General features: G+C 70.4%; 18 protein-coding genes and 1 pseudogene. 15 read left to right on the plus strand and 4 right to left on the minus strand.

Annotated features, from left to right (window positions below):
- The first annotated feature begins 48 nt into the window (after window positions 1-48).
- From ACZ52R_RS30040 to ACZ52R_RS30095, 12 genes are all read left to right on the plus strand, one after another.
- The gene (locus tag ACZ52R_RS30040; protein WP_465664497.1) at window positions 49-579 is read left to right on the plus strand and encodes a hypothetical protein; all 531 of its coding nucleotides are present in this window, start codon (window positions 49-51) and stop codon (window positions 577-579) included.
- The gene (locus tag ACZ52R_RS30045; protein WP_465664496.1) at window positions 576-1,079 is read left to right on the plus strand and encodes a hypothetical protein; all 504 of its coding nucleotides are present in this window, start codon (window positions 576-578) and stop codon (window positions 1,077-1,079) included. Before ACZ52R_RS30040 ends, ACZ52R_RS30045 begins: the two co-directional genes overlap by 4 nt.
- Before the next feature lie 138 nt (window positions 1,080-1,217).
- Window positions 1,218-2,654 (plus strand): DNA cytosine methyltransferase, encoded by a 1,437-nt coding sequence (locus ACZ52R_RS30050; protein ID WP_465664495.1) that lies wholly within the window; start codon window positions 1,218-1,220, stop codon window positions 2,652-2,654.
- A 141-nt stretch (window positions 2,655-2,795) separates the two neighbouring features.
- Window positions 2,796-3,008, plus strand: a complete 213-nt coding sequence (locus ACZ52R_RS30055) for a hypothetical protein (RefSeq protein ID WP_465664494.1) — start codon at window positions 2,796-2,798, stop codon at window positions 3,006-3,008.
- A complete protein-coding gene (locus ACZ52R_RS30060; protein ID WP_465664493.1) occupies window positions 3,005-3,433 on the plus strand; it encodes a hypothetical protein in 429 nt (142 codons plus the stop codon). The genes ACZ52R_RS30055 and ACZ52R_RS30060 overlap by 4 nt, the downstream gene beginning before the upstream one ends.
- An 81-nt stretch (window positions 3,434-3,514) precedes the next feature.
- Complete coding sequence (locus ACZ52R_RS30065) at window positions 3,515-4,333, plus strand: hypothetical protein (RefSeq protein ID WP_465664492.1); 819 nt, start codon at window positions 3,515-3,517, stop codon at window positions 4,331-4,333.
- Between the two features lie 210 nt (window positions 4,334-4,543).
- A complete protein-coding gene (locus ACZ52R_RS30070; protein ID WP_465664491.1) occupies window positions 4,544-5,959 on the plus strand; it encodes a hypothetical protein in 1,416 nt (471 codons plus the stop codon).
- A 312-nt stretch (window positions 5,960-6,271) separates the two neighbouring features.
- Window positions 6,272-7,252, plus strand: coding sequence for a hypothetical protein (locus ACZ52R_RS30075; RefSeq protein ID WP_465754476.1), 981 nt, complete (start codon window positions 6,272-6,274; stop codon window positions 7,250-7,252).
- Between the two features lie 199 nt (window positions 7,253-7,451).
- Window positions 7,452-8,366 carry a replication-relaxation family protein gene (locus ACZ52R_RS30080; protein ID WP_465664489.1) on the plus strand — a complete coding sequence of 305 codons (915 nt, stop codon included), beginning with the start codon at window positions 7,452-7,454 and terminating at the stop codon, window positions 8,364-8,366.
- Window positions 8,367-8,389: 23 nt separating this feature from the next.
- On the plus strand, window positions 8,390-8,632 hold the full coding sequence (locus ACZ52R_RS30085; RefSeq protein ID WP_465664488.1) for a hypothetical protein: 243 nt from the start codon (window positions 8,390-8,392) through the stop codon (window positions 8,630-8,632).
- Window positions 8,613-9,068: a hypothetical protein gene (locus ACZ52R_RS30090; protein WP_465664487.1), complete on the plus strand. Its 456-nt coding sequence runs from the start codon at window positions 8,613-8,615 to the stop codon at window positions 9,066-9,068. The genes ACZ52R_RS30085 and ACZ52R_RS30090 overlap by 20 nt, the downstream gene beginning before the upstream one ends.
- Before the next feature lie 79 nt (window positions 9,069-9,147).
- Window positions 9,148-10,398 carry an IS701 family transposase gene (locus ACZ52R_RS30095; protein WP_465664486.1) on the plus strand — a complete coding sequence of 417 codons (1,251 nt, stop codon included), beginning with the start codon at window positions 9,148-9,150 and terminating at the stop codon, window positions 10,396-10,398.
- Window positions 10,399-10,709: 311 nt separating this feature from the next.
- On the opposite strand, the gene ACZ52R_RS30100 is transcribed toward ACZ52R_RS30095, so the two are convergent.
- Window positions 10,710-12,434 (minus strand): hypothetical protein, encoded by a 1,725-nt coding sequence (locus ACZ52R_RS30100; RefSeq protein WP_465664485.1) that lies wholly within the window; start codon window positions 12,432-12,434, stop codon window positions 10,710-10,712.
- Window positions 12,431-13,153: a hypothetical protein gene (locus ACZ52R_RS30105; protein ID WP_465664484.1), complete on the minus strand. Its 723-nt coding sequence runs from the start codon at window positions 13,151-13,153 to the stop codon at window positions 12,431-12,433. The genes ACZ52R_RS30100 and ACZ52R_RS30105 overlap by 4 nt, the downstream gene beginning before the upstream one ends.
- Before the next feature lie 453 nt (window positions 13,154-13,606).
- Here ACZ52R_RS30105 and ACZ52R_RS30110 point away from each other — a divergent pair.
- The 3 genes and pseudogenes from ACZ52R_RS30110 to ACZ52R_RS30120 form a co-directional block, all read left to right on the plus strand.
- A pseudogene (locus tag ACZ52R_RS30110) lies at window positions 13,607-13,894 on the plus strand (helix-turn-helix domain-containing protein); the annotation flags it as partial.
- 110 nt (window positions 13,895-14,004) lie between these two features.
- Window positions 14,005-14,421, plus strand: a complete 417-nt coding sequence (locus ACZ52R_RS30115; protein ID WP_465664483.1) for a hypothetical protein — start codon at window positions 14,005-14,007, stop codon at window positions 14,419-14,421.
- Window positions 14,418-15,122 carry a hypothetical protein gene (locus ACZ52R_RS30120; protein WP_465664482.1) on the plus strand — a complete coding sequence of 235 codons (705 nt, stop codon included), beginning with the start codon at window positions 14,418-14,420 and terminating at the stop codon, window positions 15,120-15,122. Before ACZ52R_RS30115 ends, ACZ52R_RS30120 begins: the two co-directional genes overlap by 4 nt.
- Before the next feature lie 234 nt (window positions 15,123-15,356).
- On the opposite strand, the gene ACZ52R_RS30125 is transcribed toward ACZ52R_RS30120, so the two are convergent.
- Window positions 15,357-15,887 (minus strand): YrhB domain-containing protein, encoded by a 531-nt coding sequence (locus ACZ52R_RS30125; RefSeq protein ID WP_465664481.1) that lies wholly within the window; start codon window positions 15,885-15,887, stop codon window positions 15,357-15,359.
- A 246-nt stretch (window positions 15,888-16,133) separates the two neighbouring features.
- The gene (locus ACZ52R_RS30130) at window positions 16,134-16,532 is read right to left on the minus strand and encodes a hypothetical protein (protein ID WP_465664480.1); all 399 of its coding nucleotides are present in this window, start codon (window positions 16,530-16,532) and stop codon (window positions 16,134-16,136) included.
- Between the last annotated feature and the right edge of the window lie 80 nt (window positions 16,533-16,612).

The raw sequence follows: 16,612 nt of genomic DNA on the forward strand, positions 1-16,612 counted from the left end.
CGCCGCCCCGGGTACCCCGCCAACCACACCGAGAGGAAGCACCCCGCCATGACCACCCCGCCGCCGCCCGACCCGTACGACGAGCCGGCCCGCCACCTCGACATCCGGCGCCGGCTCCACGAACTCCACCCCGGGCCCGACACCCGGGCCGACCTCGCCGACGCCCTGGCGTTCGACGCCGCCTACGTGGTGCGCTCCGTCTGGAGCAATGCCCGCCAGGTCGACATCGTCCTGCGCGACAGCGGCCGGTTCGGCCTCCGGCCCGCCTTCGCCGAGCTCCGCTCCCAAAGCGCGGTGCTGGTCGCCCCGACCCAGCTCCGCTACCTGTGGCCGGAGGACGGGAGGGCACTCGCGGACGCCCTCCAGACGCTGTACGCCGCCGTCGAGCTGGCCGGCCGCGACGAAGGCGTGCCGGAGTCGTGGGCAGCCCGGTTCACCGCCGCCAGCACGGCACCGACCGCCACCGACAGGCCATGGAACATCGCCGCGGTTGCCGACCACCCGGGCCGGTACACCCTGACTCTCCCCCCGCCGCAGCGCCCCGCTGCGGCCGGCCGGACGCCCGGGGGCGCGCCGTGAACACCCTCTCCAGGGAACTGCCCTGGCGCGGCGCCCGGGCGGTCATCTCGGTGCCGCCCGCCGCCGAGCAGCTGGACCGAATCACCGCCTGGTCGACGGTCCACGTGGAGTACCGCATCCCGCTGGTGCTGGAGTTCTCGCACGAGCGGTCGCTGACGGGCGGCGCCTGGTCCGCGGCGTGGGCCCGCAGTCGCGAGGCCGCCCGGGCGGACAGCGCATCGGCCCGCAAGGCGCTCCAGGCGCTGCCGCCGCTGATCGCGGAGGCGCTCGCCGACCCTGAGCTTGCGGACGCCCTGACGCGGATGCGGGAGGCGGCACTGTCCGTCCAGGCCGGCCACGCCTACGGGCGGGTGAAGCGGGCCCGGCAGGAGAGCGCCGAGGCGGCCCGGAAGCTGCGCGAGATGGAGGCGGAGTACCGCGCGTTCGGCCGGACGGAGGCGGAGGGCATCGACCTGCACCTCTCGTACGAGGCGCGCCTGCGGGCTGCGTGGGGCCGGTGACCGGCGGCCCCACGGTGGCAAACCCGCTTTCCATTCGGGCATGACGTCTGATATAGTTCTCTTGTTGGCAGGCGGTAGGGGTGGCTCCCCACCGCCGGGCCGACACCCCTTCGAACCTTCCGACAGGAGACACAGCCCATGACGCTCAAGGTGTTCGACGAGTTCGCCGGTGCTGGCGGTACGAGCCAAGGCGTGCACGCCATCCCCGGGACGGAGCTGATCCTCGCGGCCAACCACAACCCGCAGGCCGTCGCGACGCACGCGGCGAACTTCCCGCACGTGGAGCACTTCGTCGAGGACATCGCCCGCACCGACATCACCAAGTTCCCCTCCGCCGACATCTTCTGCTCCTCCCCCAGCTGCCCGCCGTGGGCCGACGCCCGCGGCAAGCGCCGGGACTTCGACAAGTCGACCCAGGGCGTCCTGTTCGGCGAGAAGGAGCCCGACCCCATGATCAAGCGGGCCCGGGCGCTGATGGAGGAAGTCCCCCGGTACCTGCGGGCGATGAACCTGCGCGGCACCCCGGTCCTGGTCGGCATGGTCGAGAACGTGATCGAGGTCCGCAAGTGGGCCGAGTGGGACCGCTGGATCAGCGAGATCAAGGCCGAGGGCTACGAGGTGAAGGTGATCGCCTTCAACTCCTCGCACGCCCGGCCGGTGCGCTGCCTGCCCGCCCCACAGTCCCGCGACCGGGCCTACGTCGCCTACTGGCACAAGAAGCTCGGCCGCCGTCCCGACTGGGACAAGTGGCTGCGCCCCCGCGCCTACTGCCGCGCCTGCGACAAGATGGTCGACGCCCTGCAGGTCTTCAAGAAGCCCGACGACGACATGGGCAGCTACGGCCGCCACGGCCAGTACTGGTACCGCTGCCCCAGCTCGGCCTGCCGCCACAGCATCGTCGAGCCGGAGGTCCTGGGCGCCGACAGCATCATCGACTGGAACACCCCCGGCACCCGGGTCGGCGACCGCTCCGAACCCCTCGCCGACGCGACCCTGGCCCGCATCCTGGCCGGACTGCGCAAGTACCGGCCCCAGCCGGCCGCCGCGGCCGAGGACGCACTGCTCGCCGCTCCGGCCGGCCCCGCGCAGCCGGAGCTGGGCTGGGAGCCGTTCATCGTCCCGCTGCGCGGCGGCGGCGACAAGGGGCGCTTCCGGCCGGTGACGGTGCCGCTGACCACGGTGACCGCGAGCGGCAACCACCACGGCCTGGTCACCGCCCCGAACGAGCAGATCCAGCGGCTGCTGGTGCCGTACTACACCAACGGCCGGGCACGGCCCGTCACCGACCCGGTGGGCACCATCACCACCAAGGACCGGTGGTCGCTGATCACCCACCAGCTCCTGGACGGCCGCGAGATCGACCTCGACGACGTCCTGTTCAGGATGCTGACGCCCCGGGAGATCGGCCGGGCCATGGCGTTCGGCCACGACTACATCGTCCTGGGCACCGCCAAGGACCAGGTCCGCCAGTACGGCAACGCGGTCACCCCGCCCGTCGCCGAGCTCATCATCTCGGCCCTGGTCGAAGCCATCACCGGCGAGCCGCTCCAGCGCGACCTCGCGCTCGCAGCCTGACCCGCACCACCCCGGCCGGGGGCGAAGGGCCACAACCGCCCTTCACCCCCGGCCCACCGGCCAGCAGCACCGACCACTCACCCCCGCCGGGACGGCCCACAGCGCCGCCCCGGCCCCGCCCCACAGAACGGAGCCCCCGCCATGACCCAGCACACCCCCGAGGCGGTCGACCCGACCGCCGCCATCGCCCTACTCCACTCCCGGCTCTCCGGCATGCAGGCCGCGGAGGGATACCTCAACGGCGGCGACACCGCGAACATCGTCGACGAGTGGTTCACCGAGATCGGGATGCCCCTGCCCGACGCCAGAGAGGCTCGCGGAGACGAGGACGACGTCGAGCCGGAGGACCGGTGACCCGGCGCCGGGCCGCCGCCCGGCGAAGGGCGGCGTCCGGCCCGCCCCCGGCCACCGAGCGGGCGGTCGCCGCCGTCCTGGCCTCCAAGGGATGGCAGCCGGCACCGGCGGCCGAGGACTGCGGCCCGGACGACGAAGGCGACTTCGCACTGCGCGAAGAGCCTGCCACCGGGGAGCGGCCGTACGACAGCGTCGTGCTGTGGTGCCTCACCGACAACTACGTCAGCACCCTGGCCGCGATGACCGGGGTGCTGGAGGAGTCCGGCTACACCGCCGAGGACGCCCCGGACGTCGACAGCGTCCGCATTCGGACCGCCAGCGCCGGCGAGACGAGCGAACGCGAGGCACTGGCCCGCGAGCGACTCGCCCCCCTGGCCGCCCTGCTGCTCCCCGAGCCGCCCGCGGGCCCCGACACCCTGTTCTGAGTAACACCCCGCGCCGTGCCGACGGCTGGCCCTGTCGGCACGGCCCCCTTCGAACCAAGATCACACCGAGGAGACATAGTCATGCGCCTGACAACTCAGTTCCGCGCCGCCGAGGAGCTCGCCGCCGCCACCGCCGGACACCTGCCTGCCCGGGCGGGCAGGGCCTGGCACCCGGCGCCGGGTACCGCGCTGGACGGCCTGGCCGCGGCCGGACTGACCGACGGCACCCGCACCCTGCTGCTCACCACCGGCACCTGCGGCACGGTCAAGATGGCGGCCTGGCCCGCCGGCGGCGCCCCGCTGAAGGCCTCCGCCGTTCCCGGCCGCCGCGTCCACCCGCGCCATCTCGCCGCAGCCGCGGCCCGCCACCACCTGCCCGCCGCCGACCGGGCGGCGCTCGCCGCCGGGCCGGGCACTGACAGCTTCGCCCGCCGGCGGGAGCTCCGGTACGAGCTGTGCTCCAGCCCCCTCGCCCCCGAGCGCCGCGCCACCATCGACACCGAGGCCGGCGGCTTCAAGGTCTGCTGGAACCTGGACGGCACCCGGATCACCGCGGCCCCCTCCGGCGACCACGCCGTCGTCGTCCGCGCCGAGCGCCTCCGGCTGCCCTACGCCGAGCGCCTGCTGCGCCTGGCCCTGGACGGCCGGTCCGCCGACGACCCCGCCACCGGAGTCGCCGGGGCCGCCGCCCGGCGCCTGGCCGCGGCGTGGCCGCTGCAACCCACCAACACCCAGGCCACGGGCACGACCCGGCTCACCTCCCGCCCCGGCCTGCCCGACGCGCCGCACGTGGAGATCACGCTCGCCCCGGGCCTGGGCGGCGCCGACTGCGCACGGGTCGACCTGCGCCTGCGCGGCGGCACCGATTTCGCCCTGCTCGCGCTGGCCGCGCTGCGCTGAGCACGGGGCGGCGGCCAGCCGGTGCCGCCGCATCGCACCTGCGGACGTGGGGAATCCATGCAGGTCAGAGGGCAAATCCCCTACCAGCAATGCCCACAAGTTGATATACTTCTCTTGTTGGTTCGGTTGGCGCCGGACCTCCCCCTTCGAACCGGCCGGGCACCTCGGCGGCAGCCGCCGCCCGGAGTCCCCTCACCGCATGGAGCGCCGATGCCCACCAGTCAGCTCACGCTGTTCGCCCCCGAGAACGCCTTCCCTGAACCCGCTCCCTGCGACCAGACCGTCCTGTGCTGGGGTCTCGGCGCGGATTCCACCGCGATCTTGGTCCGCATCCTGGAGGACCCGGTCGCCTTCGGGCTCCGCCCCGACCTCTCGGACCTGATCGTGATCAACGCCGTCACGGGCATGGAGTGGTCCGACAGCGTCGAGCTGGCCGAGCGGTACATCCTCCCGCTGCTGCGCGCCAAGCGCGTCCGGCTGGTCCAGATCGCCCGCGGTGGCCACTCGATCGCCAAGGACGGCATCGAGATCCTCACCGACACCCGCACCCCGACCACGATCCGCACCAGCGGGGAGTGGAGCCTGCTGCTCGACCTGCAGCTCTCCGGCACCATCCCGATGCGCGGGGGCGCCAGGCTGTGCTCCGTGCACAGTAAGGGAGAGCCACTGGACCTGTGGTTCGAGCTGTACCTCACCGGCAGCTACCGCCACATCATCGGTTTCGAGGCCGGCGAGACCGGCCGCGCCCGCGTCGACACGTCCTACGGCAAGACCGGCCGCAACCCCTGGTACCCGCTGATCAACTGGGGCTGGGATCGGCCGAAACTGCTGTCCTACCTGCAGGAACGCTTCGGAGTGGTGTGGCCCAAGAGCTACTGCTGGGCCTGCCCGTACCCGACGTCCGCCGGATCGCTGCCCGACCACATGGCCCGCGCCGCGCGCTTCCCCGAGCAGATCGTGGAGGCCGCGCTGCTGGAGTACACCGCCCAGGCCCTGAACCCACTGTTCACGCTCTACGCCAACTCCTCGCTGCGCCACCAGCTCCACCTGGCCGGCAACACCCGCGCGCTCGACCTCTTGGCCGCCCGCCTGGATGCCGAGCCGTGGAGCGTCTACGAGGTCCGGCGCGTGCTCACCCCGGGCCGCTCCGCATGGTGCCGGAGCTGGCACGGGCCGCGCTGCGCGGCCTGCCTCGCCTACGAGCAGCAGCACGGCGAGCCGCGCCCGCGGTGCAAGGCCTGCCGCGGCCTGCCCAAGCAGTCGTGCACCCGCCGGGTGCACGACTGCTACGACCCCGAGAAGAAGGGCACGGTGTGGCGCTCGGTCCGCCGCGTCGGGATGCTCCCCCGCCACCACGCGGCAGCCTCGCTCCACCGCTTCGCCGCCGCTCCCGGCCGGGAGCTGGCGCACACCGCGAGCGTCGTCGACGGCTACGCCTTCGGCTTCGACCGGGTGGTCACGCTCCAGCGGGGTGAGCGCTACCCCGCGGTCGAGCAGCAGTTCGTCGCCGCTCCGGCCAGCGTGCCCACCAAGGCGCGCGATGGCTTCGAGACGGCTTGGCGGTCGGCGCGGGCCGCCGCGCTGTCGGCGCCGGCGCCGGGGGCGGCGCTGCTGCCGGTCGCCTGAACCGGCATCGGGCCGGGCGGCTGCTTCAGCCGTCCGGCCCGATGCTGTTCGCCAACTCTCGCTCAGGTCGCCATTCACCGCGACACTTTCGAGGGCAGTCTCAGGAGAAGCGGGACAGCTGCCCGGCCTGCGGTTTTCGCTGGTCACCGGCCTGCGCGAGGCAGGCGGGGCGTGCCGGTTCGCACCCGGGAGCGACTGGCAGGGCAGAGGCGGACTGCACAACCGGTACCGATCATGGTTTTAGTGCGATACGGTTGTCTTGTTGCCAGCCGGTCGGGCCGGCCCCACCCGCTACTCCCCAAGGACTCCGCCATGATCCCCGCCAACCGCACCACCGCCGACACGACCCGGGCCGCCTCCCTGCTCGGGATCAGCACGGGCACCTTCACCAACACCCGCCGCTGGGAGAAGCTCCGCGCCCAGCCGATCAGTCGGCCCGGCGCCAAGAGCCGCTTCTGGGACGAGGAGCAGCTGCTCGCCGCGGTCGAGGAGCGGGAGATCCCGCTGATCACGCCGGCGAACCCCGACGAGGTGTACAACCTGGCGGTCGAGGACGAGTCGGTGCTGGAGCTGCTGCGCGACTTCCTCTCCGGCTACTTCACCGGTGCGGACAGCTCGGCCCCGGTGGCCGACGGCGCCCGGATCGCGCCGGCCGCGGACTCGGGCTTCGACCGGGTCGAGGTGTTCAGCGTGTTCGCCGCCGACGAGGCGCCAGAGGCCGCAGAGGATGCGGTCGTCGACGTGAACGTGAAGCTGGTGGCGTACAACGAGAAGGGCGCCTGGCCGCTGAACGCCCAGCTGCGCCTGGAGTTCACCGGCGGCCGCTGGGTCGTCGCCGCCCTGGCGCGCGAGGACGAGGACGACCTGTTCGACCTTGAGGAGGCCCACCTCCTGGTGCCGGAGGACCGCCGGCCCACCATCTCGACCTGGCGGACCTACGCCACCTCCACCAACCGGAAGAGCGCGAAGCTCACCTCCATCCCGGAGCACGACACGGTGGTCCACGGCGTGAAGCACTGGAAGCGCTCGACCATCGTCAACTGGGACCAGAACGACCGGTTCCTGCAGGGCGAGGCGAAGGCCGGCGGCCGACCGGTGGGTGTCGTGGAGTCCACGCCCCGACCGCGGACCGCGCCCCGGCACGTGCTGGCGGCCGAGCGTCGGGCCAAGGTGCAGCAGATGTTGGGCGAGGACCCGGCGGTGACGCCCGCGGCGATCGGCGAGGCGCTCGGAGTCAGCGCCGAGCGGGGCCGCCAGCTGCTCAACGAGGTCAAGGCCGGCTCGGTCCAGTGATTCCTTGATGCACCGTCAAGGCCGGACATCAAGGAATCGCCGCTGCCAACAGGCCGTCAAGGTACCGCCATCCATACCTTGACGTGCAGTGTTATCGAATCGTGCTCCAGGCCCGTACCCCCATCAAGGGTTGTGTCAAGGAGTCCGGGGTTGTCTGTGCCGACCGCACACGCGCCTGAGATTCGAGAAGGGGCCCGGCGTGATCGCCACCACCGACAGCCACAACGGACACAGCTTCGACCGGCAGGCACTGGCCCTGCTCTTCCAGCACCGCCTGGTCACATCGGAGCAGCTACGGGAGCTGCTCGGCCCGTTCAAGAACCCGAACTGGGCCAACAAGCGCCTGGCCGGCCTGCACAGCAAGGGCCTGACCGCCTACGTCACCAAGCCGGTCTTCGGAGGCGGCCGACCCCGGACCTGGTACCTGACGGACGCCGGCAGGGAGGTCGCGGGCGAGTTCAAGGAGCTGAGGAGCATGAGCAGTCCGCCGCCGAAGCTCGACGCGGACCGGGCGCTGCTCAACGCCGACCACACGATGGACGTCGTCAGGACGCACGTGGAGTTCGTCCGGGACGCCCGGCGCCGCGGCGACGAGTACGGACCGCGCGACTGGGTGCCGGAGGTCTATCACCGGCTCTCCGAGGCGCGGCGGGACGCCCTGATGCCGGATGCCGTGATGCGCTACACCGCCACCACGGACGACGGCCGGGTTCACCTGCGCGCGTTCGTCGAGCTGGACCGGTGCACGGAGGTCAGCGAGCAGCTGACCTCGAAGCTCACCGCCTACGCCCGCTTCTACGAGCTCACCCCGATCCCGCTGCGCCTGCGCGGCACCACCGAGGCCCAAGGCGCGCCGCCGGCCTGGCAGGACTCCTACCCTCTCTTCCCCCGGCTGCTGTTCGTCCTGACCAACGGCTCGGAGACCACGATGCGCAACCGGATCGAGGACCTGCAGCTGGCCGCCGGGGACAACGCCCGGGTCGTCAACCTGCTGCGCAACGTCCCGGCCGGGGCGGCGACGCTCCGGGACATCGAGGAGCACGGTCCGTCGGCGCCCATCTGGAGCCCGCTGGCCGACGCCGAGCGCCCTCGGTGCGGCTGGGCCGACCTGTAACCACGAGGACAAAGGAGACCTCCATGCCGCTGCCTGGCACGATCGGTCACGCCAGCATGACGATGTCCGATGGCAGGATCCGCTACTACCGGGTTCACGAGGTGCAAGGGAATGCACTCATGGTGTCCCCAGACGACGTGGACAGCAGCCAGCTGTGGGCGCTTCCGCACCCGGTCGACCGGAGCGAATTCACGACCATCACTGTCCGTGCGACCGCGGCCGGACGACCCGAGGGAGACGAGGAAGATGTTCGCCCTGCAGATTGACCCGCTCGGGAGGGTGGAGAGGATCGACCTGCCCGATGAGCCGGCGCTTCGGCAGCGGGCCGTTGTCAGCCGCCTCAGTGGCAACCCCGACCAAGGGGTGTACCACCGGCGGGCGGTGATGTGGGTGCACGGCAACGGCGCGACGGAAGGGATGCCGGTGAACTTGGTGGCTACCGCTCTCGCCAGCGCCTGGCGCGGACTGGACATCGGCGCCTCCTACTTCCTGCATGGCCGAGTTCTCGTCACCGGCGCAGTGAACAGCGACGTGGCTCCGCTGGACGATGATCTCGTCGGCCAGGCGTACGACGTCGCCGAGGTGATCGCCGGATGCCTCACGGCCTGGCGGTCCTCTCCGCCAGCGTCCAACCAGGCCGCGTGGGCCGAGATCATCCAGCGCACTTTCGACGCCGTCTCCGCCGGCCGACGCCCGGCCTAGTAGGGCTTGGTCAGGTCCGTCTTGGTGTGGCGTGTCCGTTGGCGGGTTGCGTCGTTGAGGGTGTGTGACACCTGGGGAGATGGCTGAGGTCCGGGAGGACCTGGAGGCGTTCACGGCGGAGCTGTTCGAGGCGTTTACCCGCAACGATCAGCGCCGTTGGGGACAGGTCTATGTGCGTGGGCTGCTGTTGGACGGCGGGCGCAAGTCGGTGGAGCCGATGGCGGCCCGGCTGGGCGAGGACGGCAACCGGCAGGCGCTCGCGCATTTCGTGACCAGTAGTCCGTGGGATCCGGCGCATGTGCGGGCCCGGCTGGCGTGGAGGATGCAGACCGAGTTGAAGCCGACGGCGTTGATCATCGACGACACCGGATTCCTCAAGGACGGCGACGCTTCCGCGTGTGTGTCGAGGCAGTACACCGGCACCGCCGGCAAGGTCACCAACTGCCAGGTAGGCGTCTCGCTGCACCTGGCCACCGACCGTGCCTCAACCGCGATCGACTGGCGGCTGTTCCTCCCCAAGTCCTGGGACCCGACCTCCGAGAAGGCCGAGCCCGCGAAGGTGGCCCGTCGCGAGCGCTGCCAGATCCCCGCGGACCTGGGCCATGTGGAGAAGTGGCAACTCGCCCTGGACATGGTCGATGAGACCCGCTCCTGGGGCGTTCACGTCCCACTCGTCGTCGCGGACGCCGGCTACGGCGACGCGGTGGCGTTTCGCCTGGGCCTGGGCGAACGCGGTCTGAACTACGTGGTGGGGATCTCCACCACCCTCAGTGCCCAGCCGGGCTCCGCGCGGCCGTTCACCCCGCCCTACAGCGGGACCGGCCGCCCGCCGGTCGCCCGGTATCCCGATCCGGCGAAGAGCGTGAAGGCCCTGGTGACGGAGGCGGGCCGGAAGGCGGCCAGGCCGGTGTCCTGGCGCGAGGGCTCCCGTCCGGGCAAGGGCCGCACCGGGTTCAAGCGGATGTACTCGCGGTTCGTCGCACTGCGGATCCGCCCTGCCGGACGCGAGATCCGCGACGCCACCGACGGCGTCGAGCTACCTGAGTGCTGGCTGCTGGCCGAGTGGCCGGCCACAGAGCCCGAACCGGTGCAGTTCTGGCTCTCCGACCTGCCCGCCGACACCCCGCTGACCACCCTGGTCCGCCTGGCCAAGCTCCGCTGGCGCATCGAACACGACTACCGCGAGATGAAGCAGGCCCTGGGACTGGCCCACTTCGAGGGCCGCACCTTCCCCGGCTGGCACCACCACGTCACCCTCGTCGCCCTCGCCCACGCCTTCTGCACCCTGCGGAGGCTGGCCCGGGCCCCAAAAGGAACGGCAGCGGCCTGAGCCTCTACCAGGTCGTCCGCGAGCTGCAGTTGGTCCTCGCCACCTGGGCCGGCCACTGCCCGACCTGCCACCGCGACATACCCACACCCATACGAACCTGACCAAGCCCTACTAGGGATTCGGCACACAATTGGAGGCCCGTGCGGCTCCCCAACTGGGGAGCCGCACGGGCCTCTCGCTCTCTCCCCACAAGCCTTTGGCGGTCGATCCTGCCCGAAGCACTACATCCCGATGCGGCGCGCAGGGCCTTCGACTTCCTGACAACTGCCTCTGCCCTGGTCGCCCGGCACTGCCCTGCTCCGCGCTACGCGTTACCGGCAAGCCACAGCGCGGTTCAGCGATTCCAGACAGTCTGGGCACATCAGCAGGGCAGGCGGAACCCCGGTACCCGGTCGGCCGCAGCTCGGGCCGCCGAAGCCGTCAGGGCCGGGAGCCTCGCACCTCCAGGTCACCACCACCGCCGCCGACGACATGGCGGACAGTACTGGCCGCGATTCCAGACGTCGGGCGGCAGGCTGCCCATTGACCTGGTCGAGTTCGCCCGTCCCCTGCTCCAGGAACTCGCGGGCGCGGCCGGCCTGGCGCTCGGCCTGGCGCAGCCCGCACGCCCGGCACTCCTCGCCGGTGCCGAGGATCTCACCGCGCTCGCAGTCCGGGCGTTCACAGTTCTGGGCGGACAGGATCGAGGCGAGATAGCCGACTGGCCCGCGGATCTCCCGCCGGGCGATCCGCTCCGGGGCACCGGCCCGCCACCATCCGGCGTTGATCCGTTCCTGGGCGTGCTCCGGCGTGCGGTCGGCCGACAGCAGGTCGCGCACCGCGCGGCGTAGCGGGGGGACCTTGATGGCCGGGTGCTTGCTGACGCCGAGAGCGTCGATCATGCGGAACACCTGCTCTTCTCCTGGTACCGGCCGAGAGCCGGTGGTGCGGATCGTCTTGGTGCGGGGCTTGGGGGTCTTGGCCGCGGCGGAGCCGCTGTTCGGGTTGGGCTGGGTGCCCGCACCTGTGGGGCGGGGTGCACGGCTCTTACCACCTGTACTTGCCCTACGGGCGTCCGGAAGGGGCTCGCGTCCACTTCTAGAACTACTTCTCTTAATGTCGTCCGCGTGGTGCACAGACCCTGGTCCGTCTGGTGCACAGACCCCGGTCCGCGTGGTGCACACACCCCCGTCCGCGTGGTGCACAGACCCCCCGGTGAAGGAGTGCAGTTCGCCGGCTTCCCGGGCGGCGGCTCGCGCACGCCAGAGCCGGGCGTCGAGCAGGAAGTAGGACGAGGCGATCTTGCCGCCGCCCTCGGAGGCGGGCAGGTAGTTGTCCTTGGTGGCCAGCAGGCCGTCCTTGCGCATCTGCGCCAGTACCTTGGTGACGGCGGTACGGCCCAGGCCGGTGCAGGCCATCAGTTCCCGGAGGGTCGGCGGCCGGTCGGTGACGGCGCGGCTGTTGATGTTGGTGAAGGACGCGACCGCGGCGTAGACGGCCTTGTAGTTCGGGGAGCGGTCGCCGATGCAGACGATCCGGGCGTCGAGCTTCACGTAGTCGATGCCCGGGGTGCGCAGTACTCGCGGCAGCGGCTGGCCGTCCGGTCCGAGGATCTGTGCAGGCGTCCGGTTCTGTGCCCGCTCCAGGAGCTGGCGGGCCCAGCGCTCGCGGTCCGTCAACTGGTAGAGGTTGGCATCCGAGACCGCCGGGTTGTCGGGGGACCCTTGTGGGGTGACGAGGAGGAACTGGCGGTCGACCAGGTCGTCGACCGCCCGGTCAAACGTCCAGACCGAGCGGCCCATGCAGGCCGCGATCGTCTTGCGGTACGGCAGTAGCCGCTGCCGTACCTCCGCCGACCAGCCGGCCGCCGCCTCGGTGGTGAGGGTGGTGTGGTGCTCGATGTCGGCGAACGCGGCGAGGGCCATATAGGCGGCCTTCGTGGTGGTCGGGCAGGAGCCGTCGCGGGCGATCCGGATGTCGAACTCGATGTGGTCCAGCCCCGTGCACACCAGCCGCCCGTCGGGCCTGGTGGACAGCGATGTGAGGAAGTCGGTCACCGGGCCACCACCGCGGGGCGGTTGTCGGTGAAGGCGTACACGCTGTCGCATTCCGGGTCCCACGCGCTCAGCTGGTGGGCGTGGGGGAAGAGGAAGTAGCCGTAGGGATCGTCGACCGGCTGGGCGTCGGGCGCCGGGGGCGCGGTGCGGATCTCGGCGAGTGCGGTCCGGACGGTGCTGGCGACGAGCAGCCAGCCCTCGTAGGTGTAGGGGTGGGCGGGGCCGAACTCGATGGTGGCGTCGTCGGCCAGGTTCCCCGCCCAGATCCGGGCGATGGAGGTGCGGCCTTCGACGAGCGCGGTCTGGACTGCCGCGTACGACTCGCGGTACCAGCGCGGCGGCACAGGCGGGTGCGCGGGCCGGGACGGTCGCGGCGCCGCCGCGACCGCGACCGCATCCGAAGTGCGCGTGGCGGGGACGGAGGCGAGTGGTTGGATCCGCAGCGGCGTGGCGGCCGCCCGGCGCCGGCGGCGCAGTGAGCCGACGGCCCGGGCGACGAGGACCAGGGGCCAGAGGAACACGAGCGCAAGCCAGGCAGCGCCCGCAGCGAGGACGAAGGCGGGGGCGGGAACGTGTCGCCGCAGAAGCCAGGCGTCGTCCACTCCGGTCAGCGCGAGGTAGAAGGCGCCCGCCGGAAGGTAGGCGGTGCCGGCTACCGCAGCGAGGTATCCGGGGTGGCCGGAGCCGAGGCAGGGCAGCAGGTTCGGCAGCAGGTCCATTGGGCTCCTCGGGCGGTGGTGATCGACGCCCGAGGTAACCCCGCACTTCTGGACGGATCTCTTGACGATCAAGGCCCGCTTGATAACGACTTCGCAACGCCGCTCATCAAGGTGCGCCCCGCACACCTGGATGGTCCGTGATCTGTGACAGCGAAGGTGGACGGCATGCCACTGAAGTTGGACCAGTGGTCATTCGTGCCATCCAAGATGGATCACTATGTGGTTTGGGACAGCGAAGTTGGACCGACCTCGTGACTTGAGTGGGGTTGCGTGGTCACTTGGCCCCAGTCGACCTTGATGGCGCTCTCTGAACCTGGCTCTGCCCGGAGCCGCCTGAACGCTCCTGAGATCGTTGCTAGTGCTGTCACCGGCGACGTTCACCGGGTCGGCGGCGACAGAGAGTCCGAACCGATTGGACGGGGGTAACCATCCGATCCGGTGCGGGGAGGCACGGTGGCGGAGCCGGTCAAGATCCGGAGACTGACTGACCAGGACAGGCGGCAGTTACAGCGGATCGTGCGCCGAGGCAGCACCAGCGCGGCGCGCTACAGGCGGGCGATGATGATGCTGGCCTCTGCTGGCGGCAACTGGGTTCCGGTGATCGCCCAGCTCCTGCAGGCCGACGAGGACACGGTGCGAGACGTGCTCCACCGGTTCAACGGGATCGGCCTGGCCTGCCTGGACCCTCGCTGGGCGGGAGGCCGCCCCCACCTGCTCAGTCCTGACGACGAGGACGGGGTGGGAGTGGCGCGCCACTCCCACGCACAACTCCTCGTTGATGCTTGCTAGTTCTCGCTAGGATCTCCGTCCATCGGCCTACGCTGGCCGGTGACCAGGCTGGAGGAGGACTAGTGGGTGGAATCGACGCATCCCAGTTGGCAGTATCCGCCGCGCAGGCACTCATCGCGTCCATGACGACCGACTTGTGGGCGAGCACGCGCGATCGCTTCGCGCGTCTGCTGTCCCGACGTCCTGACGCCACTGAGGACGTATCTGAAGAGCTGGACGAGTCCCGGCAGCAGCTGCTTGACGCCGGGGCAACAGATGAGGCCCGCGAAGAGACCTCAACCGAGTGGGTCAGTCGTTTCCGCAGGGCTCTGACCCGGGACCCCGCACTCCTGGATGAACTCCGTGCTCTCATTGCCGAACATGGGCTGGAGACTCCAACCAGCACCGGTGGTGTCACGCAGAATGTCAGCGCCACAGGGGGCGGCATCGTCTTCAACCAGGGCACTGGCACCCAGACGAACCAGGTTCAGGCGAAATGACTTCCCCTGAAGAGAACCCACAGAACATCCGACAGGACATCCACGCGGATGACTCTGGCGTGGCCTTCGTTCAAGGAACAGGCGCCCAACACAACAATGTGACACAGAACTACTACGGGTCGACGGGACTGCCCGCAACGCCGGAGAATCTGTATCGGCAGGGCAAAATTAAGCTGAAGGCGGGCGACGAGGAGGGCGAGCTATTCATTGAGGCCGCCGCAGAAGCAGGTCACGTCGAAGCCGTCAAGGAAATGCGCAAGATGGCCTCCGTCAGATGGGCATACCTTAGCGAGGAGCGAGACCGCTGGAACCTGAAGCTCATCGAACTAGGCGTGCCCGATGGGTACTCAGACCTTGCCGCCTGCCACAAACTCAGAATGCGTCACGCTGATACGACGGATGAGCGGATGGAGCTACTAGAGGAAGCCATCTCCTGTTACAAAAAGGCCATTGATGGTGGCCTGGAGGGCGACACAGAAGATCTCGGTATGCTTCTCCATGAGGAGGGTATGCATGAAGAGGCGATCCCTTATCTGGAGCGAGCCATCGTATACATCAAGGATGAGGGAGATTTTCCCTGGGATGACGTAGAAGCAGCCCTCAGATCGGCACGGAAGACACTAAAGAGTCAGCAGCGGAGCGCTGGGCTAGAGTCACCGAGGGAAAGCGGTGCGCGGAGATGGTGGCGCCGAAACAGTTGACTCCTGCTGGACCGACGGTGGCCGGTGCGCTGGCTGCTGCAGCGCACCGGCTCGCTGGCGTTCGCCGATCTCCGGCCAGCGGGGCTCAACGGCTTCGTTGAGACGGGACACCGGCCCCGTGTGACCGGAAGCAATACCTGGCCACCGGCAGTGCCAGTTGGCCACAGCCCCACGTGAAGCGGAGCCCCAACCAAGGGGGCCCTGCCCGGGGGACCCGGCCGTGCAGCCGGGCTGCTACCGGACCGGGCCGGCCAGCGTCTCGATCGGGCCCAGGTCCGGATTGGGCTTGCGGGTGAGGCTCGCCAGTTCCTCGGGCGGTTCACTTCCGTCCCTGACGATCGTCACGTAGGCCCTGGCCTCCCGCAGGCCCATCCGCGGGGCCTGCTTGCGCAGGTGCTGCATGGCGGCGGCGGTCCCGACGGAGTCCGCGAGGCGGCGGACGTTCGCAGCGAGGGGGTCGGGCGCCCTGATGCCCTTGACCTGCCAGAGGTAGCCCTCCTCCCAGTCATCGGTCCAGCGGGTGCCGGGAACGAAGTGGATGCTCCCGTCCGCCCGGTCGACCAGTAGAGGGCCGCCGAGCAGGTTCCCGCGCAGAGCAGGGTTGCGGGCGCCCTCCGCCGAAGTCCAGTAGGCGAGCCACCCGACCGACCACTCCTCGACGGCGTAGACGGCCAGCTCCGGGAGCAGCCTCGTCCCTGCCCAGTTCGGCCGCTCCCGCGCCAGCAGGGACTCGACCAGCTCGACCGCTCGTTCCTTGGAAATCACGGTCCCATCCTTCACTCCGGCTCAACCGGATTTCCGCGCACCCCGTCGTCGATCCGGTGCCGTCCGGCGCGCGGCGCGGGAGGCCAACCATCGCTGCCGAGACTGGCCAACTACTGTGTCGCGGCACGCTACTTGTCGCCAACGGTGGCACTCGACGTGCGGTTCTCTGGTCAGGTCAGCACGACAACTGTCGCTCAATCAGCAAGGTATCTGACGGCTGGTGATCGGTCAGCATGCGAGCGGTCGTTACCTTGGTGACGCTTGTCGCGGCCGGCCGGCGAGCACGAAGTCGCGGTACTCGTCCTGAGCCATTCCCTCATTGACCCAGCGGCCACGAACGGCTCCAGTCCGGTGCTCCGCGAGGGCGAGGGCGTCATGTGCCGCTGTTGCCGTGGCGATCTCCAGGCCGAACTCGTCGTCCTCGTTCCCGGGGTCCAGCGACGGGAACTCGACGAGGTCGCAGAAGTTCTCACTCCCGACGTCTGCCGACGTGTGGAGAACGACCTTGAACTGAGAGCCGGCCGGAACAACCTCGACCCAACGGATCCCAGGAGCATGGGCATCACCGGCAGGGCCGAGGAACTGCTCGACCGATCGACCGTGGTTCAGGGCACCGACAGCGAAGGACTCGACTGGGTAGCGCACCCGGGCAGCCTAGATGCCGAGGGGGACGTCACGCTTCAGCTGGGCCCGTGGGTGGATGGCTTTAATCACGAATCGTGACG

The organism is Kitasatospora sp. NPDC034023, from assembly GCF_055575795.1.

What these genes read in the sequence shown, in the direction of transcription:
- ACZ52R_RS30070 (WP_465664491.1), top strand. Translation starts at nt 4,544, where the DNA reads ATGCCCACCAGTCAGCTCACGCTGTTCGCCCCCGAGAACGCCTTCCCT.
- ACZ52R_RS30040 (WP_465664497.1), top strand. Translation starts at nt 49, where the DNA reads ATGACCACCCCGCCGCCGCCCGACCCGTACGACGAGCCGGCCCGCCAC.
- ACZ52R_RS30050 (WP_465664495.1), top strand. Translation starts at nt 1,218, where the DNA reads ATGACGCTCAAGGTGTTCGACGAGTTCGCCGGTGCTGGCGGTACGAGC.
- ACZ52R_RS30075 (WP_465754476.1), top strand. Translation starts at nt 6,272, where the DNA reads ATGATCCCCGCCAACCGCACCACCGCCGACACGACCCGGGCCGCCTCC.
- ACZ52R_RS30085 (WP_465664488.1), top strand. Translation starts at nt 8,390, where the DNA reads ATGCCGCTGCCTGGCACGATCGGTCACGCCAGCATGACGATGTCCGAT.
- ACZ52R_RS30065 (WP_465664492.1), top strand. Translation starts at nt 3,515, where the DNA reads ATGCGCCTGACAACTCAGTTCCGCGCCGCCGAGGAGCTCGCCGCCGCC.
- ACZ52R_RS30120 (WP_465664482.1), top strand. Translation starts at nt 14,418, where the DNA reads ATGACTTCCCCTGAAGAGAACCCACAGAACATCCGACAGGACATCCAC.
- ACZ52R_RS30095 (WP_465664486.1), top strand. Translation starts at nt 9,148, where the DNA reads ATGGCTGAGGTCCGGGAGGACCTGGAGGCGTTCACGGCGGAGCTGTTC.
- ACZ52R_RS30090 (WP_465664487.1), top strand. Translation starts at nt 8,613, where the DNA reads ATGTTCGCCCTGCAGATTGACCCGCTCGGGAGGGTGGAGAGGATCGAC.
- ACZ52R_RS30055 (WP_465664494.1), top strand. Translation starts at nt 2,796, where the DNA reads ATGACCCAGCACACCCCCGAGGCGGTCGACCCGACCGCCGCCATCGCC.
- ACZ52R_RS30105 (WP_465664484.1), bottom strand. Translation starts at nt 13,153, where the DNA reads ATGGACCTGCTGCCGAACCTGCTGCCCTGCCTCGGCTCCGGCCACCCC.